23 protein-coding genes, 1 pseudogene and 1 riboswitch are annotated in these 24,630 nt (G+C 44.3%); of the genes and pseudogenes, 4 read left to right on the forward strand and 20 right to left on the reverse strand.

What is annotated here, in order from left to right; all coding sequences use genetic code 11:
• Positions 1-111: 111 nt before the first annotated feature.
• The 14 genes from MHI27_RS21750 to mscL form a co-directional block, all read right to left on the reverse strand.
• Positions 112-870 (reverse strand): pseudouridine synthase, encoded by a 759-nt coding sequence (locus tag MHI27_RS21750; protein ID WP_036676166.1) that lies wholly within the window; start codon positions 868-870, stop codon positions 112-114.
• A 20-nt stretch (positions 871-890) separates the two neighbouring features.
• A complete protein-coding gene (locus tag MHI27_RS21755; RefSeq protein WP_379424373.1) occupies positions 891-1,235 on the reverse strand; it encodes an N-acetylmuramoyl-L-alanine amidase in 345 nt (114 codons plus the stop codon).
• Between the two features lie 66 nt (positions 1,236-1,301).
• The gene (locus MHI27_RS21760) at positions 1,302-1,790 is read right to left on the reverse strand and encodes a spore maturation protein (RefSeq protein ID WP_042190265.1); all 489 of its coding nucleotides are present in this window, start codon (positions 1,788-1,790) and stop codon (positions 1,302-1,304) included.
• Between the two features lie 52 nt (positions 1,791-1,842).
• Positions 1,843-2,508 (reverse strand): nucleoside recognition domain-containing protein, encoded by a 666-nt coding sequence (locus MHI27_RS21765; RefSeq protein ID WP_042190267.1) that lies wholly within the window; start codon positions 2,506-2,508, stop codon positions 1,843-1,845.
• Positions 2,509-2,543: 35 nt separating this feature from the next.
• On the reverse strand, positions 2,544-3,743 hold the full coding sequence (locus MHI27_RS21770; protein ID WP_042190269.1) for a D-alanyl-D-alanine carboxypeptidase family protein: 1,200 nt from the start codon (positions 3,741-3,743) through the stop codon (positions 2,544-2,546).
• Between the two features lie 166 nt (positions 3,744-3,909).
• On the reverse strand, positions 3,910-4,413 hold the full coding sequence (ytfJ, locus tag MHI27_RS21775; protein ID WP_405174690.1) for a GerW family sporulation protein: 504 nt from the start codon (positions 4,411-4,413) through the stop codon (positions 3,910-3,912).
• Between the two features lie 83 nt (positions 4,414-4,496).
• The gene (locus MHI27_RS21780; protein WP_405174691.1) at positions 4,497-5,210 is read right to left on the reverse strand and encodes a DUF2953 domain-containing protein; all 714 of its coding nucleotides are present in this window, start codon (positions 5,208-5,210) and stop codon (positions 4,497-4,499) included.
• A 184-nt stretch (positions 5,211-5,394) separates the two neighbouring features.
• Positions 5,395-5,997, reverse strand: coding sequence for an SMC-Scp complex subunit ScpB (scpB, locus tag MHI27_RS21785; RefSeq protein ID WP_042190273.1), 603 nt, complete (start codon positions 5,995-5,997; stop codon positions 5,395-5,397).
• Positions 5,966-6,757 carry a ScpA family protein gene (locus MHI27_RS21790; protein ID WP_149646795.1) on the reverse strand — a complete coding sequence of 264 codons (792 nt, stop codon included), beginning with the start codon at positions 6,755-6,757 and terminating at the stop codon, positions 5,966-5,968. The genes scpB and MHI27_RS21790 overlap by 32 nt, the downstream gene beginning before the upstream one ends.
• Before the next feature lie 135 nt (positions 6,758-6,892).
• On the reverse strand, positions 6,893-7,360 hold the full coding sequence (ribE, locus tag MHI27_RS21795; RefSeq protein ID WP_042194286.1) for a 6,7-dimethyl-8-ribityllumazine synthase: 468 nt from the start codon (positions 7,358-7,360) through the stop codon (positions 6,893-6,895).
• 36 nt (positions 7,361-7,396) lie between these two features.
• A complete protein-coding gene (locus MHI27_RS21800; RefSeq protein WP_042190277.1) occupies positions 7,397-8,650 on the reverse strand; it encodes a bifunctional 3,4-dihydroxy-2-butanone-4-phosphate synthase/GTP cyclohydrolase II in 1,254 nt (417 codons plus the stop codon).
• A gap of 62 nt (positions 8,651-8,712) precedes the next feature.
• A complete protein-coding gene (gene ribE, locus MHI27_RS21805; protein ID WP_042190280.1) occupies positions 8,713-9,381 on the reverse strand; it encodes a riboflavin synthase in 669 nt (222 codons plus the stop codon).
• A 101-nt stretch (positions 9,382-9,482) separates the two neighbouring features.
• Complete coding sequence (ribD, locus tag MHI27_RS21810) at positions 9,483-10,583, reverse strand: bifunctional diaminohydroxyphosphoribosylaminopyrimidine deaminase/5-amino-6-(5-phosphoribosylamino)uracil reductase RibD (RefSeq protein ID WP_405174692.1); 1,101 nt, start codon at positions 10,581-10,583, stop codon at positions 9,483-9,485.
• 216 nt (positions 10,584-10,799) lie between these two features.
• A riboswitch (FMN riboswitch) is annotated at positions 10,800-10,975 on the reverse strand.
• Positions 10,976-11,230: 255 nt separating this feature from the next.
• Entirely contained in the window at positions 11,231-11,635 is a 405-nt protein-coding gene (mscL, locus tag MHI27_RS21815) for a large-conductance mechanosensitive channel protein MscL (protein ID WP_076284542.1), read from the reverse strand.
• Between the two features lie 358 nt (positions 11,636-11,993).
• Here mscL and MHI27_RS21820 point away from each other — a divergent pair.
• Together MHI27_RS21820 and MHI27_RS21825 are read left to right on the forward strand one after the other, a co-directional pair.
• Positions 11,994-12,077 (forward strand): annotated as a pseudogene (locus tag MHI27_RS21820) (DNA-binding response regulator); the annotation flags it as partial.
• A 38-nt stretch (positions 12,078-12,115) separates the two neighbouring features.
• Positions 12,116-13,219 (forward strand): sensor histidine kinase, encoded by a 1,104-nt coding sequence (locus MHI27_RS21825; protein WP_405174693.1) that lies wholly within the window; start codon positions 12,116-12,118, stop codon positions 13,217-13,219.
• A gap of 81 nt (positions 13,220-13,300) precedes the next feature.
• On the opposite strand, the gene MHI27_RS21830 is transcribed toward MHI27_RS21825, so the two are convergent.
• Complete coding sequence (locus MHI27_RS21830; RefSeq protein WP_405174694.1) at positions 13,301-16,744, reverse strand: collagen binding domain-containing protein; 3,444 nt, start codon at positions 16,742-16,744, stop codon at positions 13,301-13,303.
• Between the two features lie 280 nt (positions 16,745-17,024).
• Between MHI27_RS21830 and MHI27_RS21835 the strand changes: the two genes are divergently transcribed.
• Entirely contained in the window at positions 17,025-17,783 is a 759-nt protein-coding gene (locus tag MHI27_RS21835) for a TIGR02206 family membrane protein (RefSeq protein ID WP_076299557.1), read from the forward strand.
• Positions 17,784-17,840: 57 nt separating this feature from the next.
• On the opposite strand, the gene MHI27_RS21840 is transcribed toward MHI27_RS21835, so the two are convergent.
• The 5 genes from MHI27_RS21840 to MHI27_RS21860 form a co-directional block, all read right to left on the reverse strand.
• Positions 17,841-18,272, reverse strand: a complete 432-nt coding sequence (locus tag MHI27_RS21840) for a peptidylprolyl isomerase (RefSeq protein ID WP_405174695.1) — start codon at positions 18,270-18,272, stop codon at positions 17,841-17,843.
• 145 nt (positions 18,273-18,417) lie between these two features.
• Entirely contained in the window at positions 18,418-19,752 is a 1,335-nt protein-coding gene (lysA, locus tag MHI27_RS21845) for a diaminopimelate decarboxylase (protein ID WP_076284538.1), read from the reverse strand.
• 127 nt (positions 19,753-19,879) lie between these two features.
• Positions 19,880-21,493 carry a spore germination protein gene (locus tag MHI27_RS21850; protein ID WP_405176777.1) on the reverse strand — a complete coding sequence of 538 codons (1,614 nt, stop codon included), beginning with the start codon at positions 21,491-21,493 and terminating at the stop codon, positions 19,880-19,882.
• Between the two features lie 707 nt (positions 21,494-22,200).
• Entirely contained in the window at positions 22,201-22,626 is a 426-nt protein-coding gene (locus MHI27_RS21855) for a stage V sporulation protein AB (RefSeq protein WP_076284537.1), read from the reverse strand.
• Positions 22,623-23,285 (reverse strand): stage V sporulation protein AA, encoded by a 663-nt coding sequence (locus MHI27_RS21860; protein ID WP_339266226.1) that lies wholly within the window; start codon positions 23,283-23,285, stop codon positions 22,623-22,625. Before MHI27_RS21860 ends, MHI27_RS21855 begins: the two co-directional genes overlap by 4 nt.
• 263 nt (positions 23,286-23,548) lie before the next feature.
• Between MHI27_RS21860 and MHI27_RS21865 the strand changes: the two genes are divergently transcribed.
• Positions 23,549-24,583: a glycosyl hydrolase 53 family protein gene (locus tag MHI27_RS21865; protein WP_042190300.1), complete on the forward strand. Its 1,035-nt coding sequence runs from the start codon at positions 23,549-23,551 to the stop codon at positions 24,581-24,583.
• Positions 24,584-24,630: the final 47 nt, after the last annotated feature.

The following is a 24,630-nucleotide window of genomic DNA, read 5'->3' on the forward strand; positions in this document are numbered from 1 at the left end:
CCCCTTCTGTGACGCAACTCATACTTATGTTGTAAGGTGTGAACATCCTATGAACATTATAGCGAATTTCGTCACAGTATTAGGGGGTTTAATTGTGAATATTGTGTGTCTTTATGACTCTTTACGTGGAGTTCTTTCTTTGAGTAATCCTGCTTTGGCAATTTGCTGCAGATGGTTAATTTCATCTTTAGTCAAATGACGGTAAGATCCACGTTTAAGATTTTGCAGCATAATATCCCCGAATGAAATCCGCTTCAGACGGAGAACGGGGTGTGAAATCGCATCAAACATGCGTCGTACCTGACGGTTACGTCCCTCGTGTATCGTAATGCTGATTACTGCTTCTTTATTCGCTTCATCAATATCTTTGTACTCTACTTCGGCAGGCGCTGTCATACCATCTTCCAGCTTGATCCCAGCCTTTAGCTTGTCCAGTGCAGTACCGTGCGGAATACCCTTGACCGTAGCGTGATACGTCTTAGGTACATGATGCTTAGGATGGGTAAGCAAGTTAGCGAAATCTCCATCATTCGTTAACAGCAGCAGTCCTTCCGTATCATAATCCAGACGGCCTACAGGGTAAACCCGTTCTGTAATTCCTTTAAGGTAGTCTGTTACAACCTTGCGACCCTTTGGATCGGAAGCACTTGTAATGACTCCTTTAGGTTTGTTGAACATAATATAGATTTTGTTCTCTCCCCGGATCAGTCTACCGGAGACTTTAATAATATCTGTTGCGGGGTCCACCTTCGTGCCAAGCGTAGTTACGAGTTCCCCGTTGACTTCCACTTTACCGGCCAAAATCATTTCTTCACACTTACGTCTGGACGCCACACCTGCCTGCGCCAAAATTTTCTGTAATCTTTCCATTTTCGACTAGTCACCTCAGATTAATGATAACCATCAGAGGGATAAATCACAAGTTCATTCCATGGAAAAAATGCGCCTGGGCAGTAAATATTGTGGGGTTCGATGATTAAAGGGGAGATTTGGTAGCGCTCTACCAGTTCTAAAATGAGTTTACCTGTGGCAAATAGCTGTTCCTTCCTTCCAGATAATGGAGGAATACCATCTTCCCTGCTGAAATCACCTTCCAAGCAAATGTGAATATACTCCGGATCGGTCAGCAGTGGTGCTGCATAAATGGCTCCGTCCACACCAACCCAGAAATCAAAGCCTTTGCCATTAATGGAAGTACAGCGAGACTGATGCAGAATAAAACCTTTGTAGTTCATAGCGGATTGCCTCCCTCCACATTGCTGCAATAGCATATGTCGAGGAAGGAAAGGGGGTGACGCCTCCTACCCAAAAAGCAGGAGGCAGACTGCGATCGCGGCTACGAAGCCAACAACATCGGAGAATAGACCTACCTTAAGTGCATAACGTCCGTTACGCACACCAACGGCTCCAAAATAAACCGTTAATACATAGAGCGTTGTGTCCGTGCTGCCTTGTATGGTGGAGGCAATCATGCCGATTAGAGAATCCGGACCATGAACGCGAATCAGATCCGTGGTATAAGCAAGCGAGCCTGTCCCAGTGAGGGGCCGCAGAAGGCCGAGCGGCAGTACTTCTGGAGGTACGCCAAGTCCCCGCAGAGCAGGAGATATGAATCCCATTAGAAAGTCGAGTGCGCCCGATGCGCGAAAGACGCTGATCGCCACAAGCATTCCCACAAGATGAGGAATAATCGCGATTGCCGTTCCAAATCCATCCTTCGCCCCTTCAACAAATGACTCATACACCGGGACTTTACGCGTAAAAGCATAGAGCGGGATGAACGTAATCATGACCGGAATCGCCCATGCCGATAGGAGACTGATTAACTGGTACAAGTCATGCTCACCCTTTCAATGAAGAATTAGGCAGCGACGTCTTGGCCAATGGAGCAGAACCAGACTTTGCTGACGGCGGCTTTGGAGGTTTGCGCAGCAATGTCATCCTTCGGAAAAACCGGTCAGCCGCTATAGCCGCAAGAGTCGCCACAGCCGTTGCGGCGAGGGTTGTGCCTACTATTCCCGCAGGATCTGCCGAATTGTAATTCAATCGGATCGCAATTAGTGTCGCGGGAATTAGCGTAATGCTTGCTGTGTTAAGCGCCAGTAAGGTACACATGGCTGGTGTGGCCGTTTCTTTATCCGGGTTGAGCTTCTGCAGCTCCTGCATCGCCTTGATTCCCATAGGTGTAGCCGCATTGCCAAGTCCAAGCAAATTAGCGCTCATGTTGGAGAGAATATATCCGATTGCAGGATGGCCCTTCGGCACATCTGGAAAGAGGAAGGCTACGATTGGCCCAAGAATCTTGGCTATTTTTTTAAGCAAACCAGCATCCTCTGCGATCCGCATGATTCCTAGCCAGAATACAAGCACACTTATTAAGCCGAAACTTACTGTAACCCCACTCTTGGCTCCGTCGAATACGGCGGCTGTAAATTCATCCATTCTGCCGTTAACGGCGGCGAACAGAAAACCGATGATGATCATTCCTAGCCAGATCCCGTTAATCATGGATACGCCTCCCTCTTCATTATTCAGCTATCTGCTTACTTGGAACTTTCACCCAATTTAAATAACGCCTTCAGTGCACTCCCTATAGCCTGAAACCAATTATCAGCAGGATAAGTGTGTGCTTGCGTTGTACTGTATTTTTTAGTATAAGCGGATTCCTCAGGTGGTAAGGACTCTCGTGTATATACTGGAACCCGGCCTATCTCCTTGCCACCTAGATCAAGAACGAGAACCCCTTGTAATCCAAAGTTTGATCTTGCAGCTTTGGCTGACGCCGAAGGGATCTGATTTAAGACAAGTTTGGTGGTCACTCTATCCTGCTCCCCTTGTCCGAGCGGATAGGCGAATTTTTTGGCTGTCACGAAGTCATAACCGCTCACGGGGTCCCCGCGTTCGATCATTGTTTTTAGTGGATAATGATTAAACCCGAAGTTTAGCAGTGAGGCATGATCATTCCAGTCATCCCCATCATTTATGGTCACTGCGACAAGCTGCTGGCCGTTTCTGGTCGCTGAGCTGACAAGGCAGCGTAGCGCTTTTTTGGTATATCCTGTCTTCACACCATCTGCGCCCTCATATAAGTACAGCATTTTATTCTTGTTTCTCCACTTGTAATCCCATTTCTCATTTGGATTGTCTGCAGTTTTCTCCTGTGTCTTCACAATTTGTTTAAATACAGGATTATGAAGAGCATACGCCGTCAGCACAGCTAAGTCGTTAGCACTCGAATAATGGCCTTCAGCATCTAGACCATGCGGATTAGCAAAATGAGTATTTTTTAATCCGAGCTCTTCAGCCTTATTGTTCATCAGGTATACAAACCCTTCTTCAGAACCGCCGATATGTTCAGCGATCGCTGTTGCCGCATCATTCCCAGATCGCAGCATTAGACCATACAGCATATTTTCCAGCGTCATCTCTTCACCTTGCTGTAAATAAATAGAGGAGCCTTCTTTGGCGAAAGCATTTTTACCAACTTTGACTTTGGATGCTAAATCACCATTCTCAATAGCGACGAGGGCAGTCATTATTTTAGTCAGGCTGGCAATAAGCATCGGCTCATCTCCTCGACTGCTATACAAAATACGCCCGGATTCCACATCAATCAGCGCCGCTGCCCTTGCATGCGTAGATATGGAGCTGTTCTCCGCATGAATCAAAGTTAGCGGTGTCAGAAACAGCAGCAAAATGCTCAGTAATAAGGCGATTGGAAATTTACGGGTTATTGTCTTCATATTTATCCTCCGGATTCTTATCGGTTCTTAAGTAAAGTCATTCATTTCATGCTTATGTTGTACAAGTGTATGCGGACCAGCCTTAGGGTATGTCCTCTCCACACAAAAAGGGACACCGCCTGATGTAAGGCGATATCCCCGAGGCTATTTGTTGAATTATGTGTACCTAATGTGTTGAAGATTGGGATGTACTTGGATCGGGTTTAGCAGGTGCTTGTGATGCTTGTGCTTGTGGTGCTTGTGTAGCAGTTGACCCAGCTTGACCTGAAGAACTGCTGCTTTGGAACATGGTCTGGATTTTGTCGATGAGCCCAGGCGTGGCATCGATAATTTTTTCGAACAAATGCGTTTGATTGTCGAGTGGCACAATGTTTACCCCATCCTTACCAACCACTAGAAAAGCGATCGGTCTGATGGAGACACCGCCCCCACTACCGCCACCAAAAGGAAGCATTTTGACACCGCCTTGGGAGCTTGATCCACTTATAGAATCCTCTACTCGATAATCACTACCCCCTGCAGCAAACCCAAAGGCCACCTTACTAATCGGCAGAATAATACTACCGTCAGGTGTTTGTACTGGATCTCCAACAATCGTATTAACATCTACCATGCCCTTGATATTTTCCATCGCTGTTTGCATTAGACCCTGAATAGGATGGTCGCTCATATTGTTTCCTCCTTAATTGAGTACGATTTCTCTTGCTTCTACAGCGCTTATCATCCCCACATCCACGCATTTGTATGTAACTTTCATTCTAAACTTTGCCCATGAGACTCCCTACGCATCCGTTTTAGTATTTTTCTCCACTTACTGATTCCCCCCGCCTCCCTCAAGACACGAAGAATAAGCTGCAATGATGCGTATACGGCATAGGAAACGGACAATTTACCCTCACATACGAACTCCATTGAAAAAGAATGCTCATCTTGAAAAACAGGCTTCACAAACACTCGTGGATTGTGTTTCAATTTGACCCTCTGCGAAATAAATCCAACGATGCTCCATTTCAATCCCCAGACGGCTCCTGATACTATGGCAGTGTCTGCCGCATCACCTAGTGAAAAGTCTGTGGACCAGTCGAGCTTTGATACTTTGACATGTGATACAGTTTCCTTGAACCATTTCTTCAATCCACGTGTGGATTTCACTGCTAGCTGTACATTGTCCCGCCAGCGCTCAATTCTTTCTTTATCGAATTGCTCTTCCTTTACAGTGTCAACACCTGTAGTCGCGGTACCCGTCTCTTTAAACTTCCCAAGCACGCCTTGCTCCAATCCCTTAAAGACCAATCGAGGCAGTTCATAGTGGAGTTTGATCAGACCAAAAAGTGTCTTAACATCTAACTCGATCAGATCATTTTTGTCATGTTTATAGCACCGGATGCGGAAATCGATAGATGAAGACAGAACCAGGATCATTGCCAGTACCAGCAATCCGAGGGGTATTCCAAGCCATAACGTCACGTATTTACCTCCAAGAAACCTTAATAATGGGAACCTTTGGTTTAGTATGGCAATTTAATCTGGAAAAAATTCGGGGTTTGGTTAAAAAAAGTGGCTTTACAAAAAAATAGAGACTGCCCATAAACCATATGAATGGTTTATGGGCAGTCCCAGCAATACAAATCATTGCGAAATAACAAAAAAACTATGGTTGCTCAATATCCTCGAACGTCATTTGAGTATCCAGCTTATTGAACAGTAGCTGCGTCTCCTCTTCCAAATTATCAGTGGATTCGAAGTTTGATGGTTCAGGCAGCTCATTCAGACTTGCGAGGCCAAAGCTCTCCAAGAATGATTTAGTAGTCCCATACAAAATTGGGCGTCCTACAGCCTCGGCACGGCCAACCTCATGGATCAAATCCTTATTATTCAGCGTATGAATAGCACGTTCGGATTTCACGCCTCGAATCTCTTCGATCTCCACCCGTGTAATGGGCTGACGATAGGCCACGATCGCCAATGTCTCTAATGCGGCCTGAGACAAGGTTGATCTGGATGGGGAATAAGCCAAGCGTTCAAAATAATGGGCATGCTCAGGTAATGTAGCCAGCCGATAATTTCCGGCAATCTGGACTACCTGCAATCCCCGCTCTTGTGTTACATAATCCTCTTTCAGTTCTTCTAATGCCCCAGCTGCAAGCTCTGGCCGCTGCTCCGTAATCTCGGCGACTTGCCGTACGGAGATCCCTTCATCACCTGATAGAAACAACAGGCCCTCAATAATCGATTTCAGCGTTTTGTAATCCATTGAAGTGTTCTCCTCCTCTCCACTCCATTACGATGTCATCAAACAATTTCTCTTGATAGCAAAAAATCGCCTTCATTTTCATCAGTTCCAGAATCGCAAGAAAAGTAACTACGATTTCGTGTCGCGCCATTTCATCGTGAAGCAGTGCTGAGAAATGGAGCCTTCCGCCTTTTCCTCTGCGCTGCAGCGCATCCGATACATCACGTATACGATCTTTTACCGATATTTCGTCCCGGGTGATCCGCTGGTAAGATGACCTTCTTGCCGCCTTACTAAGTGCCTTACGGAAAGCAGCTATAAGGTCGGAAGTATGTAGTCCTTTTAGCGTATGGTCAATCTCTTCAGGCACGTATGGACCCAGATCCTCCGGCTCCTTCGTAAAAATCAAGCTCCGCTCGCTCTCCATATCCATTAAATGAACAGCAATACTCTTGAATTTACGATACTCAATCAGTCGCTGAACAAGTTCAGCTCGTGGATCAAATTCATCTTCTTCGTAATATTCAAAATCATCGATCTCAATGACCGGTGGTTTGGGCAGCAATAGCTTGCTCTTTATAGATAATAGGGTTGCGGCCATCACGAGAAATTCACTCGTAATATCCAGTTCAAGCTCCTGCATACTTCGCAGGTATTCCATATACTGTTCGGTGATCTCGGCGACCGGAATGTCCTGGATGTCGATTTCCGCCTTATCAATTAAATGCAAAAGCAGATCCAGCGGACCTTCAAACGTTTCCAGCTTGTACAATACAGTCACGAAGCATCCTCCCGCCAAAAAAAGTAAAGTGCAGCGCCCTAAAGGACGCTACACAAGTAGAAAGGGCTCTATAATCCATGCTTTCTTCTTATACTATAAATAAGCACGAATTCGACTGATTCGTCAATAGCTGTCTTACTTAAACAGTTTGTTAAGATTCGCCATTTCAATCGCAGCAGTCGCAGCATCCCAGCCTTTATTCCCTGCTTTGGTTCCTGAACGCTCAATGGCCTGTTCAATATTCTCAGTAGTTACTACGCCAAAAATCGTCGGCACGCCGGTTTTAAGATTGATCGCAGCTACCCCTTTTGCAACTTCATTACATACATAATCATAGTGCGTTGTAGAGCCACGGATAACAGTTCCTAAAGTGATTACAGCGTCGTATTTACCGCTTTCCGCCATTTTTTGAGCGATTAACGGAATTTCAAACACGCCTGGAACCCAAGCAACATCTACTTCATCATCGTTAGCACCATGGCGTTTAAATGCATCAAGTGCACCTGACAAAAGCTTGCTAGTAATAAATTCATTAAAACGTCCTACTACGACTCCGTATTTTAACCCCTCGGAAACTAAATGTCCTTCTAAATATTTCGGCATATCATTCATCTACCCTTCGTTTTTTATTATGTGTGATTATACTTTCGAATCCTCATTTTGTTCAATGTCGTCAAAAGACAGCAAATGCCCAAGTTTCGCCTGCTTCGTATGGAGATAATTAGTATTATCCTTATTCTCCGGCATTTGAATTGGCACTCGCTCAACAACTTCCAATCCATAACCTTCCAACCCTTTGATCTTTCGAGGATTGTTCGTTAAGAGACGAATTTGACTTATACCTAGATCCTTCAGAATTTGTGCTCCAATCCCGTAATCACGCAAATCTGCTGGAAAACCAAGCTTTAGATTGGCATCTACAGTATCGAGTCCTTCTTCTTGAAGCTTGTAGGCTTTAAGCTTATTAATAAGACCAATGCCCCTGCCTTCTTGACGCATATAGAGCAATACGCCTCTACCAGCAGCTTCGATCTGCCGAAGCGCTGCTTCAAACTGGGGACCACAATCGCAGCGATGGGAGTGGAAAACGTCACCGGTTAAGCATTCGGAATGTACTCGTACTAACACTGGCTCATCACCGGAAATATCGCCCTTCACCAATGCTACATGTTCTTTATCATCCACTTCATTTGTATAGGCAATGGTCTGAAACTCACCGAAATCGGTAGGCAGACGTACAGACACCTCGCGATTGACGAGCTGTTCCTTCTCATTCCGATAGTGAATGAGGTCTTTGATGCTGATCAACTTAAGATCATGCTTCTTAGCAATCTCAACCAGATCAGGCAACCGGGCCATCGAGCCATCTTCATTGATGATTTCACAAATCACACTGGCTGGATATGCACCACACATACGGGCTAAATCAACAGCAGCCTCTGTATGTCCGGAACGGCGTAGTACGCCACCTTTTTTCGCAATAAGCGGGAACATATGGCCAGGTCTACGGAAATCAGACGGCTTCGCTTTAGGGTCAATCATGGCCTTTACAGTCAAGGATCTTTCCCCTGCTGATATACCAGTAGTTGTATCTATATGGTCAACCGATACAGTAAAGGCTGTGCCGTGATTATCTGTATTGTGACTGACCATAGCCTGTAGTTCAAGCTCTTCCGCACGCTCAGCGGTAATTGGCATGCAGACCAAACCACGTCCCTCAGTGATCATAAAATTGATGACTTCTGGTGTCGCCCGTTCAGCAAGAGCTATAAAATCCCCTTCATTCTCACGATCTTCATCATCCACCACGATGATGACTTTGCCGCGCATTAAATCATATATCGCTTCTTCAATCGGATCCAAGACACTATCCTTCTTCGATTGTTCGCTCATGATCCTATCCTCCTAATAGCTTTACGAAGGATTATTCCCTTCTTCGTAAGCTTACTCATTATTTAAACAAATCCGTTTGCCGCCAAGAAATCGCGGCTAATCCCGGAACTGCTATCACTTTCTTCATCCTGTGCAGCTGAGCCATAATGAAGAAGATGATCTACATATTTGCCCAAGACATCACACTCAATATTCACACTATCTCCTGCCCGCTTATAAGTTAGCACAGTTTCCCCTAGCGTATGCGGAATAATGGATACAGTAAGCGATGAAGCCGTCGTCTTTACTACTGTTAAGCTAATGCCATCAATCGTGATCGACCCTTTAGGGATGATATATTTAAACAGCGATTTGCGGTCCGGCGCAATCTCATAGACTACTGCATTCTGATCACGCTTTACGCTTTTGATGACAGCAGTGCCATCTACATGTCCCTGAACAATATGACCTCCAAATCGACCACCGGCTGCCATTGCTCGTTCCAGATTCATCCGACTGCCAGGACGTAGCTCCTTCAGATTACTGTTTCGATAGGTCTGAGGCATGACATCCACTGTAAAATAGTTCTCGCCTAAAGCTGTCGCTGTAAGACAGACGCCATTAACCGATACGCTATCACCAATCTTCAAATCATCCATGATGACGGAAGCGGCAATGTTCAGCACCATCATTTCTCCACCGGTGGAGACACTTCTCAGAGTGCCAACTTCTTCGACTAATCCAGTGAACATGCTTTCCCTCCTAGGAGTTTTGTGTGAGTAACACTTCTCCGCTATCTCTCCGAACAAAACTTGCTCCGGAAGCACACGATTAAGTTTTGTAACCATTCACTTTAGCGTACCGGAGTACCGCTGATACATACATTATCTCCGAGCACTTTTACTTCCAATCCCTCCAGAGAAATCGCATCCTTCATTAGCTCTATACCAGGAAATACGAACGTCCCTTTCGCTTCAGCACCACCGCCAACAATCTTTGGAGCGAAAAAGAGAATCACTCGATCAACTAGCCCACTCTCCAGCATCGCACCATTTAGCGTGCCTCCGCCTTCAAGTAAAATCGATCCGATTTCCATTTCACCGAGTGTTACCATAGCAGCCTTCAAATCCACCCGTGGTCCTGCTCCGCTAACAATGATTTGCACCCCCGCTTGAAGAAGTGCTGCTTTCTTTTCATCATCTGCGGCTTCAGTTGTCACGATGATAGTAGGCGCTAGACCGTCACTTACAACTGCTGAATCCAAAGGAATACGTAGTCCAGAATCAATCACAATCCGTATCGGATTAATACCCGGCACTTCCGTTCTTGTCGTCAGTGAAGGATTATCTGCAATCACTGTGTTCACACCGACCATTATTCCCTGATGCCGATGCCGCAGCGTATGTACGATCTCCCGCGCTTCACCATTTGAAATCCATTTACTGTCACCAGATTTGGTAGCTAGGTTACCATCCAGCGTGCTGGCACTCTTGAGCGTAACAAAAGGCTGTTTTGTCAAAATATACTTGATAAAACGCTCATTCAACCGCAGCGCACGTTCACGCAGCAACCCTACTTCTACTTCAATGCCATGCTCACGCAGCATTTGAACGCCGCGACCCGCAACCTGAGGGTTAGGATCTTCACAAGCGACTACCACTCTGGCTACTCCCTCGTCGATCAGCCTTTGGCTGCAGGGCGGAGTCTTGCCATAGTGACTGCATGGTTCCAGTGTTACGTAGGCAGTGCTGCCCTGTGCTTGGCCAGCCGCCATATTCAAGGCATGAACCTCAGCATGACCTGTTCCGCGCTGCAAATGAGTCCCAAGTCCAATCATCGCTCCATTCTTTACAACAACACAGCCAACAACAGGGTTAATTCCCGTCTGTCCTTGGGCCCGTTCTGCCATATCCAGCGCTAACGACATATAAAACTCGTCATTCATATTATCCATCTCGTTCCTCCTATCCACTTACTGTCTATCTGATGCGTAAAAACAGAAAAACCCATCTCATTCTCCAGGAGGAGTAAAGATGGGTTATGCGAGAGTTTATCGGCAGTCCAAATAAAAGTGTGCGTAAATAACCGTCAAACGACGGCAATTGTGAAATATCGCACATAATAAATGAAAACACTGCAGTCCACCTGTCTATTACAGACAAGCGGTTAACCTCTCCTTCTTCCATCCAGACTATACTGTCGGTCCCGGAATTTCACCGGGTCCACCGTTCGCGTCAACAACGCGAGCCGGGTAGCGGACTAAGTGTGGTAGATAAACTTAATAAATAAGCACTCTACAACAACATCACCGCCGGTAGGGAATTACACCCTGCCCTGAAGGATTGATCCTTTATTTAATTGAGGTTCAAGTTTTCCTTACTAACAAAATTATCACTTACACCTTCGAAATGCAAGTGCGTTTTATATATTTACTTAAAATTTGTAACTTAATTCTGAGAGGTATGGTGATTACTAGAAGAAACGACATGGTTATATATAGCCTGCAAATGTACAGTTAAAACCCATTCCATACATTTACATAAAAAAAAGAAAAAGCGTCTGGACTGTATCTCCAGGCGCTTTTTCTTTTTCTTTTTCCAATTACAATCCGCGTTCTTGTTGTTTCAACAAATCACGAATTTCCGTTAGCAACACGATATCTTCTGCGGGTGCTGGCGTCTCCACGACTTCAACTTTAACGGCTTCTTTGCGCTGGAATTTATTAGCCAGTTTAATCACCATAAAGATTGAGAAGGAAATAATAAAGAAATCAACTACCGCCTGCAAAAATTGCCCATAAGGAATAATCAGTTCATTATGCATAACCATAACACTTAGAGCTCGATCCTTCAGATCTATACCACCTGTTATCAAGCCGACAATTGGCGTAATGATGTCAGATACTAATGAAGTCACAATCTTACCAAAAGCTGCTCCGATAACGACAGCAATGGCTAAATCTAGTACATTTCCTTTCAGGGCAAAAGCTTTAAACTCTTTCCACATCTTCCAATTCTCCTCCAACCTATTGAATTTGAAATTATTATAGCATAGCCGCTTCCCAAATCTTAAGGCTTGTTAAGAAACTATTAAGTTTACTTTTTACTTTTACATGCCGCCATTGGGAAGTTCGCCTGTTTCATCTTTGGTATGTGGACGGTTTTATAATAGCCTTAAGTTTTTCAAAGAGCTAAACAAACTGTTTCCCATCGATCCTCGCCAGCCTTCAAATAAGGATTTCAATCGAGAATATTGTATACTTCTTGTAGTACGGACGGTATAGAGGCCTGTATAAAAATTCGGGAAACACAAAAATTCCCGATCTGCCAAGGGTCAGGAACTAGATAAAATCACTGGACTCAGTAATACACTCATCGTACACATTCGAAAAATCAGAGAAAAAATTGAAGCTAATTCAAGAAAATCACAGTATTTAAAGACGGTATAGGGCGTTGGCTACAAACTGGAAAAAGGAGGTTCTTCTAGATGAACTTTAAAAGATTCGATACCTTATCTTGGAAAATAGTTGGCTTTAGCCTAACGAGTCTAGCTCTTACAGCAGCAATTTTATTGGTCGGCTATTATGGGACATCCCTTTTGCTATGGCTCAATCCTTCTCATTCCTTCTGGGGCGTTAAACTCATCCGCTGGGTGACCAATAACATCGGTTCTACTCCTATAGTGATTCTTATTGGGGTTCCTTTATTTATTTTTTTCATCCTGAAGCTATCCAGAAATACAACAAGCCATCTTCATAACATTTCAAGCGGGGTTCAAGATATTGCTGACGGCAATTTATCTTTCAAGATACCAGTAACAGGAACGGATGAACTCGGTAAACTCGCGGAAAATATGAACCTCATGGCGGGTAAGCTAAAATCCGCTATAGATGAAGAACGAGCAGCAGCGAAAGCCAAAAACGACCTAATCACTGGTGTATCCCATGATCTTCGAACCCCTCTAACTTCTGTACTGGGATTCCTGGAATATGTGGAGAAGGATCGTTATAAGAACGAGGTTGAGCTGCGTTATTATGTGAATATCGCCTATGAGAAGTCCCTGACTCTTAAAAAGCTAATCGACGATTTATTTGAATATACACGTGTTAGCAGCAACGGGCTTCCCCTTAATATGGAGCCTGTAGATCTCGGCAAGCTGCTCGAAAAGCTTGTCGAGGAATTCGCTCCCGTATTGGAGCAAGCGGATATGACCTGCCGTATTCATACGGATATGAGCCCTTTGATTATCCATGGTGATGCGGACGAGTTAGTACGATTATATGAGAACCTATTTACCAATGCGGTTAGATACGGTAAAGAAGGTAAGATTCTAGATATTTCCGTTTATAGAAAAGACGGCAGAGTGATTGCTACATGCACGAATTACGGTAACCCGATCCCTGCCACGGATCTCCCCCACTTATTCAAGCGATTTTATCGTGTAGATAAGTCACTTTCCAGAGAGACTGGCGGAAGCGGCTTAGGACTCGCGATTGCCAAGAGCATCACAGAGCTCCACTGTGGAACGATTTCAGCCAAAAGCTCACGTAAACAAACCGAATTTGAGACTTCCTTCCCTGCAAGTGAATAGGTTCTGAACATAAACAAAAGCACCCGACTATAATCACGCCGGGTGCTTCTTTCAGTTCAATTTCAAATCATACTTATTCACTTACTTTAAGTTTCCTCCACGTCTAAACACACGGTTTAGAATATAGCCTATGGCTATTAATCCAATACCTGTCATGTAGAGCGGCGCAGGGCTACTTTCTCCCGTCTTTGGAAGCTGAGGGGCACTTGAAGTGCTGTTGTTGACTGTGCCTTTCGGAACTTCCTCATCAACAATGTCGACTTCACCCAAAGGAACATTTTCATCTGTAATAACTAAATCAGGAGTTCCTACTTCTTCTGATGTCGCGGATTCCAGATCGGTCGTATTCCCAGGGCCAGCAGGTACTGCCGGATCATTGATGATTACTCCTGGCACCAGCGAACTCGTAGGTGTAGGTGTTAACGGACCTCCTGGGGCTCCTGAGGTTGGTGTAGACGCAGGTCCTGATGTCGGCTCTGTTGACGGAGTAGCCGTCGGTTCCGATGAAGCTGCTGGTGTTGCGGTTGGGACTATAGTTGGTTCTGGCGTTGTAGTAGGCGTAGGCTCAACTGCTTTTTGATTCGTAATTACGAGTTGATTCGTTGATGAAGAATGAATGGACACTGGATGCTCTTTAGGATCAAGTACATAGCCACTAGGAGCTGTCGTCTCAATCAATACGTAGTTACCCAACCATAATTTATTGAATGTTGCTGTACCAGCGGAATCTGTGGTTAAGCTATTAATAAATACCCGGTCTGAGCCGTTAAGGCGATAGAGTGCAAAAGTTGCATCTGCCAGCGTCTTCAAGTTGTCCTCTGCATCCAGCTTCTTAATCATCAAGGAACCTCTAACCCCGCTGCCTGATCCTGATCCACTCGACACACCGACGATAATTTCTTTAGAAGAATCTTTGCTTATTTCGATAACATTAAAACCACTGAAACGAACAGTATTAATTACTTTGTCTCCTGTATTCGCCATAATCAGGGATTGATAGTCTAGAATATAAGGTTTACTAATCTCCTTGGCGAAGCTTAAATCAAACGACTGCTTGCCGTCTACATCCGTTTTTATTTCTAAACTGTAATCGATACCCTGAATCAATTCAGGCCCGCTTTTTGTTACATCCCCGTTTTCAGCTACGATTGTAGGATACAGATGGAATGAATCCTGCAGCAGAATCTGATTAGCGCTAGGAGTATCGTTGATTAACGCATTCTTCACAGTAGACTGACTACGATTAATTTGAATGCTCCAATCGATTTTTTCGCCATTCTGAACACCATTTTTCAAGAGATATTCGTCTCCATAAGGAATTTTTACGGTAGCGTTCAAATCCTTGGATACCTTTTTTGCCCCATCATAGAGATTGGCTTTATTATCAATAGAAGTGCCAATGACTTTGCCTTCAAGACTTGTATGAAATTCTATATAATAAGCGGATTGAATAGCATCTGTAAAAGAGAGCTTCAGCTCATTATTACCATTAACACTGTAAGTGTATTTGCTACTATTTACCTCGACACCCTTCGTTGGGTCTCCATTCTTAGCAACATTCATGGTGTATACTTTCAGCGATCCAGGAACCAGGGTTTGACCCGATTTCAAAATATCCACGACTTCTGGCTCTGCAACCGTTTTGCTATTATAATTGACCCCTAATGTCCAAGCTAATTCTTTAGTTGAAGCATTATAAGAACCAAACTTCAAACCATTGCTTTTCGCTTCGGTTCTTGGAATAAATAACCCTTCTGCTTCTGTTGTGCGAGGAATTTCGGACGTGTCTAACCAGTCCATCCTAACCTTGTTATTGAAATTTTCAGTATTAGACCAAATCCAATCCTTATTAAATTCCGTTGTATAGCTAATGGTATAAAGACCAGTAATCTGCGAATTAAAGACAACCTTGAATCCTTTATTAGCCTGAACAGGAGCATTGTAAACCAAACTATATTTGGAAGGATTCATTACATTCCCATTAGAATTTCTAATTACGAGTGATTCCGGAATAAACTTCAGTCCGCCAAACGGGAATGACTCCGTAACTTCAACCTGACCCATTGGATAGTTATCACTGTTTAATGTGACTTTCCATCCAACCGTTTTATTCTGATAATCTACGCCTGATAAGTTCTTATACAAAATGGCTGACCGTATTAAGCGTGTAGCTTCTCCAGTATAGGTACTGTCCGTAACTGTATTAGTGATTATGGTATCTTCAAACACACGCTTTACAGCTTTGGTCTTATATTCGATTCGATAAGGAGATGTTACATCTTGTTTAAATTGTAAGGTGAACCCTGACTTATTCACATCTGAAGCTGCAACTACAGTGTAATCAATATCCTTGGTCAAAAGATTACTCAACGTTGCTGTACCCGCTGAATCCAGTTGCACCGTGTATACTTTTATCGAATTGGCTACTAACGCTTGAGAATCATTAAACAAATCCTTTAGTACAGCATTTCCTTGCGTAATCGTTTTTTTATTATAGTTGTATTCGATTGCCCAGGAAATGATTTGATTGCTCCAGTCATATCCGCTAGAGTACTTGTTCAAACTTCCTCCTCGTTCTACTTGAACAGTAGCAGAAGAACTTGCAGGAACTTGCCCATCTCCTGTAAAAGTCGCTGTATTCGTGAAGCTTAGCCGATGCTCATCAGTAATAGCTGTGGAGTATTCAATACGGTAAGCACTCGAAATCGCAGGATCAGTGAAACGAACATTTAACGATCCTCCTGTGAACTCTGTAGAATATTTACTGGTATCGAGTAGTGCACCTTGTGTTACCGAACCGTCCAACTGGATACTCAGTTGATACACACTCACAGTAACCGGAGTGCTAAGTGACAAACCTGTTGGTATAGGGTCCGTTACGACTGCATTTCCAACAGTTTTTAATGATTTATTTACGTCAACAGACCATAGAATATGTTCTGCATTAAAACCCTGAGGAATCCCCCTCTTCTCAATGGTCGATCCTACATTCGGTTTAAAATTCACAGTAACCGTCTGAACACCACCACTCACCGGAAATAAAATCTGCTGAACAGTACTTCCTGAGATTTTTTGTTTATCAAACTTAGTATTGATCCGAAGCGTTCCTTGCACGTCATCATGCGTTTCTATGTAGTCGTTAAAGGTCATTGTTACTTGGTGTGATAACTGCTCAACTGTAAAAGTTCCTACATCTCCATCCTCTGAGACCAACAAGCCGCTAATATCATTAAAAAGCTGAAACTGCTCTGGAAGCTGAAAGGTAAAGGTGTCACCTTGCTTGTACGGATGAGCTTTAGGAAGAGACCACGTATAATCTAATGTTACATTAGCTTCTTGCTCATAGACGCTATCCGTAACCGTCTGCCCGTCTTCACCATATACAGCCATTGAGACACTGGTGATGATATTCCGCTCTTGATCGATTGCCGCTGCTTGTACTTGTGGAGTGAACCCGATGCCATAGGCATATTGCGCTACAAGCATCAGAATAACGATCATCACACTTATTCTTTTCTTTAACATTATCCTAAAGCCTCCAATTCCTTTTCCAATTTGATTTTTCTATGTTTGTATCCCCTCTTGAAGCGTAATCTCTGCCATTCCTCATGCTCGAATGCTTCTTATGTAATTCCGCGCCCATTGCCCCATCTTATGTTAAAATAATGAAAAGCCATCCTTTTGTGGGTAGCTGACAGAATGCATACATATATAACCATTTTTTGGATGTTTCGAAACAGAAAATATCAAAAATTTACAAAGATGTTTTTTGAAGTGCTTTTTAGGTACGAAGGAGGTTGGTTCCATGCATCTTTCATCTTATTTTGATCGACAGCGTACGGAGGATTTCATTATGTTCTCCCCTTCACATTGGATTGCTCTGTCTATCATTACATTGGTCTGTATACTGTTTTACAGTTTAAGATTCGAGATTCGGACTGATGTGAGACTTCGGCAAAGTGTGCGCTTGCTGCTGATTATTATTCTTTTGTTCTCAGAAACAGGACTTCAAATATGGTACCTCTCTCAAGGCGTATGGCAATCCAGCAGCTCACTCCCGCTCGAACTATGCGGAATTACTTTACTACTATCCGTTATCATGCTGATCACTCGCAGCCGAGCACTATATTCCTTTCTGTATTTTGCTGGGATTGGTGGAGCATTCATTGCTTTACTCACACCGAATCTGGTCTATCCATTCCCTCATTTCCGATTTCTACTGTTCTTTATAGCACATGGTGGTATTGTTCTCGCTTCTCTTTATATGACCTGGATTGAGGGCTATAAGCCCACTTGGAAATCCCTCCTGTTCACCATGCTTGGACTAAACATTGTGGCCGCTTGTGTGTGGATCGCCAATTACATCCTAGGATCTAACTACATGTTCTTATCTCATAAGCCCAGCACTTATTCTGTATTGGATTATTTCGGGCCTTATCCTTATTACCTGCTTGTTGAAGAGTTGTTTGCCTTCATTGTGTTTCTGCTCATGTATTTGGTATTCTTCTGGGTGCCAGAGCAGCGTAAATCGAGACGTAAACGAATAAGCCGGATTCCTTATTAAATAAGAAAAGGCCAGCCTCCGATAATCCGGAGACTAGCCTTTTTAAATTAAGAATTCTTAAGCTTCGATGATTTCTACCGAAGTCATTTTGTCGCGTCCTTTGAAAGTATCAACAAGATCCATACCTTCAACTACTTTACCGAATACAGTGTGAACTCCATCCAAGTGTGGTTGCGGTGCATAGCAGATGTAGAACTGGCTTCCGCCTGTGTTCTTACCCGCATGTGCCATAGCAAGTGTTCCGCGCTCGTGCTTGTTTGGGTTGATTTCGCAGTTGATTGTGTATCCTGGACCACCAGATCCAGTTCCGTTAGGACATCCGCCTTGAGCTACAAAACCAGGGATAACACGGTGGAATGTCAATCCATTGTAGAAACCTTCTTTTGCTAGCTTTTCAAAGTTAGCTACAGTGTTTGGTGCATCTTGATCGAACAAGTCAATCAGCACTACGCCGCCATTTTCAAGAGTAATTTTCGCTTGCTTTGCCATATGTAAATGACCCCTTTCAAAATTAACAAATTTAGAATACCTCAATTATATTACTATGAAACTACGCACAAAGCAAAGCAAGCAGGAGTAATTCCTGCTTGCTCTTTATGCCTTACCAGTTTTCCCTACCTAACATTAGCTGCTGTTACTTAGCAACAGCAGCTTGTTTAGCGATACGCTCAGGAACAATATCGTTGGCAATAAGATCATTATAGCTTTCGCGACGCACTACAAGATCACTGTGTCCGTTCTGAACGAACACTAAAGCCGGACGACGAAGCCGGTTGTAGTTGCTCGCCATGGAGTAATTGTAAGCGCCTGTGCAGGCTACAGCCAACAGATCGCCGCTTTCAGCCTCAGGCAGCTCTACATCCCAGATCAGCATATCTCCGCTCTCACAGCATTTACCAGCGATGGATACAGTTTCTGTAGCCTCTTCATTCGCACGATTAGCAAGTAATGCCTCATATTTAGATTGGTACAATGCAGGACGTGGATTATCAGTCATCCCACCGTCAACGGCAACGTACTTACGCACGCCTGGGATATCCTTGTTCGTACCTACTGTATAAAGTGTAGTACCTGCATCTCCAACAATACTACGGCCCGGCTCCACCCAAATTTCAGGCAAAGCATTATAGATTCCAGCAAAATGAGTCTTCACGGCATCCGTAATTGCAGTTACATATTCAGAAACATGTAATGGGGTATCCCCCTCAACATAACGAATACCGAAACCTCCACCTAGGTTTACTACACGGAAGTCCACTTCCAAACCTTCTTTAACACTACGAGCAAAACTCGCTACACGTTCAACAGCAAGCTGGAATCCATCCGTTTCAAAAATTTGAGAACCAATATGGGAATGTACGCCAAGCAGCACTAAATTCTTTTTGCTGACTGCCGCTTTAACTGCTTCATAAGCCGATCCATTACCGATATCAAATCCAAATTTGGAATCGGTCTGGCCTGTTGTTATATACTCATGCGTATGAGCTTCGACACCTGGTGTCACACGTAACAAGATGTTAACCTTAACTTCTTTACGTGATGCAATCGACTGCAAAAGATTAAGCTCTACCAGATTATCGACTACAAAACAGCCGATCCCGGCATCAATCGCCATTTCGATCTCTTCAGACGTCTTATTGTTGCCATGAAAATGAATGCGTTCTGCAGGAAAGCCAGCTTGCAAAGCAGTATAAAGTTCGCCATCAGATACAACATCAAGCGACAAGCCTTCTTCATCAGCCAAACGAACCATAGCCATTACTGAGAACGCCTTACTTGCGTAAGCTACTTGGAACCCAAGTCCAGAGGATTTAAAAGCATCCATATATTCCCGGCAACGTTGTCTCACCAATTGCTCGTCCAATATATATAGCGGGGTTCCATATTCCGCCTTCAATTCAGTTACATCACATCCGCCGATCTCCAAATGCCCAGCATCGTTAATTCGGCTAGTACCGTGTAGAAACATTCTTTAGTCCTCCAATTTCTGTGGAATATCAAGGTTCCACCCTGTCTTTAGTGTATTCAGTATAACAGACAGTGGGAACTCCATTGAATGGACTAATTTGCAGTAGTTTTGTATTTTCCTACGATTGTTAATCATTCTTTTGAGTAGGCGGCACCCTTGTATTGTCTCTAGTTTTGTTGAAAGACGGCCTTGTCTTCGAGCTTAAGACTGGCTTACGCACTAGAATTTCACTCATCGCCTTTGCATTAAAAGGTATAAACGGCCACATATAAGACGAGTTATAGGAGCGATGGGTAGTTAGGAAAATAGTCAGTAGCGTCGTGCCAATCATAAATCCTGGCACCTGGAATGCCGCTACGGCAACTAGCAACACAAGCCTGACTATTCGATTCGCAAGACCCAGCTCATAACTTGGGGTTGCAAACATACCGATGGAGGCTACAGCCATATACAGAACTACCTCGTTTACAAACAAACCACTCTGAACCGCTATATCGCCAATCAATATAGCTGCAATCAGACCCATCGCTGAACCTAAAGGCGTTGGTGTGTGTACTGCAGCCATCCGCAGTAAATCAACCCCAAGCTCCACAATTAGAAACTGGGCGAGTATTGGAATTCTGGCGGTCTTTTGAGGTCCAATGAAATCCAGCATAGCCGGCTTTAGTTCAGGATGAATGACAAGCAACATCCATAGCGGCAGCAGGAACATGGACGCAAATATACCGATGAAACGGACCCACCGCAAGTACGTTCCCATAAAAGGAGTCTGACGATTCTCCTCTGCATGTTGACAAAGATCAAAAAAAGTAGTCGGAAGAACAATAACAATTGGTGAGGTATCTACAAACAGTATTACCCGTCCCTCCAATAAATTGGAAGCTACGACGTCGGGGCGTTCAGAATAACGCACCATAGGATATGGATTCCATCCACCGCCGATAATCGCCTCTTCTAATTGTTTATCTGCCAGAGGAATACCATCAATATCAATGCTTTTGATTTTGTCGATAACAGACATAACCTGTGTTTTATCAACGATATCATCAATGTAAGCCACGCATACATCTGTTTGTGTCCGTCGTCCAACCCGAAATAGCTCATATTTCAGCCCTGGATCTCGAACCCGTCTTCTGACAAGCGAGATATTGCTCAGTAAAGTCTCTGTAAAACCGTCGCGCGCACCGCGCACCACCCGATCAATCGAAGGCTCGGCTGGACTGCGACTAGGGTAAGAACGAGTATCCATGATGATAACTTTGTTCTCACCTTCGACGAATAGCACGCTCAAGCCTTCAAGTACCTTCTCGATACTTTCACTTAAAGAATTCCCCTCTTCCACCTGGATATGAGGGACATATTCATTCATAAAGCTAGACAGCACACCCGTAGACAGATTCTCAGAGGTGAGATAGGTCAAACGTTTTAGAATATCATCGGTCACATCTGTGTTGGTAAAACCACTTAAACAGAGTAGAGCTGTCTTATGTCCGCCAAAGGACATCTGTCTGAACGTTACATCAAAGCTTGTGCCCAGTCCCATTACCTCAGTAAGTGTTTGTTTCGTATCTTGCAAGGACATTGGGATTTCATCATTACCTTGCCAGTAAATGACGGATTCTTTTAATGAGTTGGAGTGCTCGCGATCTCGTTTCTTCTGTAGCTTGCTGCTTCCCTTTTTATTGCTGTCTTGTGACTCTTGTTGCGCTTGCTTTTTAGATAGATTGGACTTTGGCGTCACTTTGGCTTGAGATTCTTCCCCGGACTCTGTTGCCGACTCTGATCCGCCTGCTTGTTGGGTATTCTGATCTTGCGCCTCATCTTCGGATTCCGAGTCTGAATCTAAGCCGAATAACCTGGCAAAAAATCCTTTACTAGGCTCATTCTGTTCCTGATTCCCGAGCTCATCTGACGCCTCTGCATCCTGCTGCCCGGAATCCGGTTGTGCAGCTTCAGCGCTTTGCTCTTCTGCCCCTAGCTCCGTAGATGCTTCTGCATCCTGCTGCCCGGAATCCGGCTGAGCTGATACTTCTGCGCTTTGCTCTTCTGCCCCTAGCTCCGCAGATGCTTCTGCATCCTGTTGCCCGGAATTCGGCTGTGCTGACGCTTCGGTGCTCTGCTCTTCTGCCCCTAGCTCCGCAGGTGCTTCTGCATCCTGTTGCCCGGAATCGGGCTGTGCTGACGCTTCGGTACTCTGCTCTTCTGCCCCTAGCTCCGCAGATGCTTCTGCATCCTGCTGTTCTTGACTCGGATCAGCTGCTGTAGTATTTTCCGCCGGATCTGCGTCTTCACTGGTCATAGAAGCTCCGTTAATCTCGGTATGATCATCAACTAGATCCTCTGCGGTATTCTTCATTGCTGCGGCAGCCGCAGCGTTTTCTTCCTGATGATCCTCTTCTGGCACAGAATCACCGCTGTGAATAAATTTGCTCATTCCATAACCCCCGTTTACTGTCGGTATACAAACCAGTCGAACAAAGAACCCGCGACCTTCCCGCTTACCATCGCCATTAACAGCCCGAACAAATAATGTGTCATGTTCAAGCGTTTAGCGAGTATCGGCAGCACATTTAATACCTCGGTCAATGCTGCAGCGAGCATCCCGACAAAAATCCCGTCAAAAAGTCCTATACCAAGTTCAACTAAAGGACCTGAGGATATTTTCCAATTCCAAAAATCACTTACGGTTCCTAGCAATGATCCAACTACCATCGCACCCTCGTACCAATGTACTTTATCGTAAGAAGAAGTTAATTGAGCCAGACGGGGCACCATGTCGAGAACCACAAATAAAGCGATCACACCACCACCTACAGCGATCCCCCCTGCAATACCCAGCAGCAAATTCAACCCTAGTGTTATAGGTGCCGTCATCTTCCGTCCTCCACGTTCTCTGGTTGATTTTCTCCACGGCGCCTCATTTTGCTATACTCCTCATTAATGACGTATTGGTCGATATTTTTCTGATACAGGTACATTTCCACTTCTAGCGGTGTAGGCTCTTCATTCCACTTTTTCTTAAATAAATGGTTGAAAAAAATGACCATCCCAAAGCCGATTCCTACAGAATACGCAATCTGAAATACAACCGGATGCTCATCCCGATGACCGGTAATCATCTCCACGATTCGGATTTGAACCTCCTGCATGTTTACATCCGCATGGAAATTCATGATGGTCAGCGCAGACCCAAAGAACAGCAGCAGCCACACTAAGACAAACATCGCTACTGAAGGCTTCCGCCTCTCCACTGGACCTTCAATCTGAACAATCGTTCTCCCTTCGCCGATCGGCTCAATGTCCGCTTCCGGCAAAAGCTCATAAATGCGGGGAATAACCATCAGAAGATCAATCAAAATCAGATTGCCGTCACTTTGCTCTGGCTTCATTAGCAGAATAGATTCCAGCGACTCTTTCAGCTCTGGCTCCGCGATCAAAAATGCAATATCACCCAATGTGACACCTTTACCTTTGGGCACCGTCACCCGGTTCTTAAGCTGTATATAGATGGCGGGAGCAGAATGTTGTTTCATCCGCATTCCTCCTAAAGGTTGTGGTCAAGTAGCTCCGGTGCAAGATAACGGTAGTATGGGAGTAAAGCCTTATTTTTACTCTTTTAGCTCTGAATCAATTTCCAAAGATGCTGAAATGTTGAATTTTTATTGGTATCGGGAATGCTTACCCCACCTTACAATTTTGTTATAAAAGAGAAAGGGAGGAGTTTTATGTAAACGGATACAACCATCGCTAAACTAAGGGCGCCTGTTGTTAAAATCCTAATCCGGAGGTTATGATCATGAACAAACAGAACTCAAAAACAACGTTCAAATTGTTCGTTTGCCTGTCTCTCGTGTTTAGTATGTGTTTCAACTTTGGGAATAACAAACCAGCGGAAGCTGCTACGACTTTTGCAAAAGGGGCTGATGTAGGCTGGCTATCGGAGATGGAGTACTATAATTGGTCTTTTTACAATGATAACGGTGTGAAACAAGACCTACTGCAAATTCTCAAAGATCACGGAATGAACTCCATTAGACTACGGGTCTGGGTTAACCCTTCCATTAATTTCTCTAACAAAGCCGATGTTGTGAAACAGGCCGTTCGGGCCAAGAACATGGGTTTCCGAATCATGATTGACTTTCATTACAGTGATACATGGGCAGATCCCGGCAATCAGAAGAAACCTGCTGCCTGGACCAGCAAGAACTTTACAGCTCTAAAGACAGCGGTATATGACCACACGTATGATGTTATGAATACACTCAAAGCTAGCGGTGTTACGCCGGAATGGGTACAGGTAGGGAACGAGACGAATAATGGAATGCTTTGGGAGGATGGAAAGGCTTCTGTAAGTATGAGCAATTTTGCTGCGTTGATCAATTCAGGATATAGTGCAGTAAAAGCGGTCAGTAGTAGTTCAAAAGTCATCGTCCACCTCTCTAACGGCTACGACAATTCCTTATTCCGCTGGATGTTTGACGGTCTGAAGTCTAACGGTGCCAACTATGATGTGATCGGCATGTCACTCTATCCTACTACAAGCAACTGGTCTACACTGAATGCTCAGACATTAACGAATATGAATGATATGGTTGCCCGGTATGGTAAAGAAGTGATCATTTCTGAGGTCGGGATGGACGTTAGTGCTCCAACAACGGCTAAAGCTTTTCTTACCGACATCATTAGCAAAACAAAATCGGTAAGTGGCGGCAAAGGGCTTGGCGTGTTCTATTGGGAGCCGGAGAGTTATGGTACATGGTACGCTTACACAAAAGGTGCCTTTGATTCTTCTGGTAAGCCTACGGTGGCTTTAGATGCCTTTTTGAATTAAAAAAGAAGACAGCCACGGTGCTTAACCATTGGCTGTCTTCTTTTCTA

Origin of the sequence: Paenibacillus sp. FSL H8-0261, assembly GCF_045040645.1 — a bacterium.
In the GTDB taxonomy this organism is placed as follows: Bacteria; Bacillota; Bacilli; order Paenibacillales; family Paenibacillaceae; genus Paenibacillus_AQ.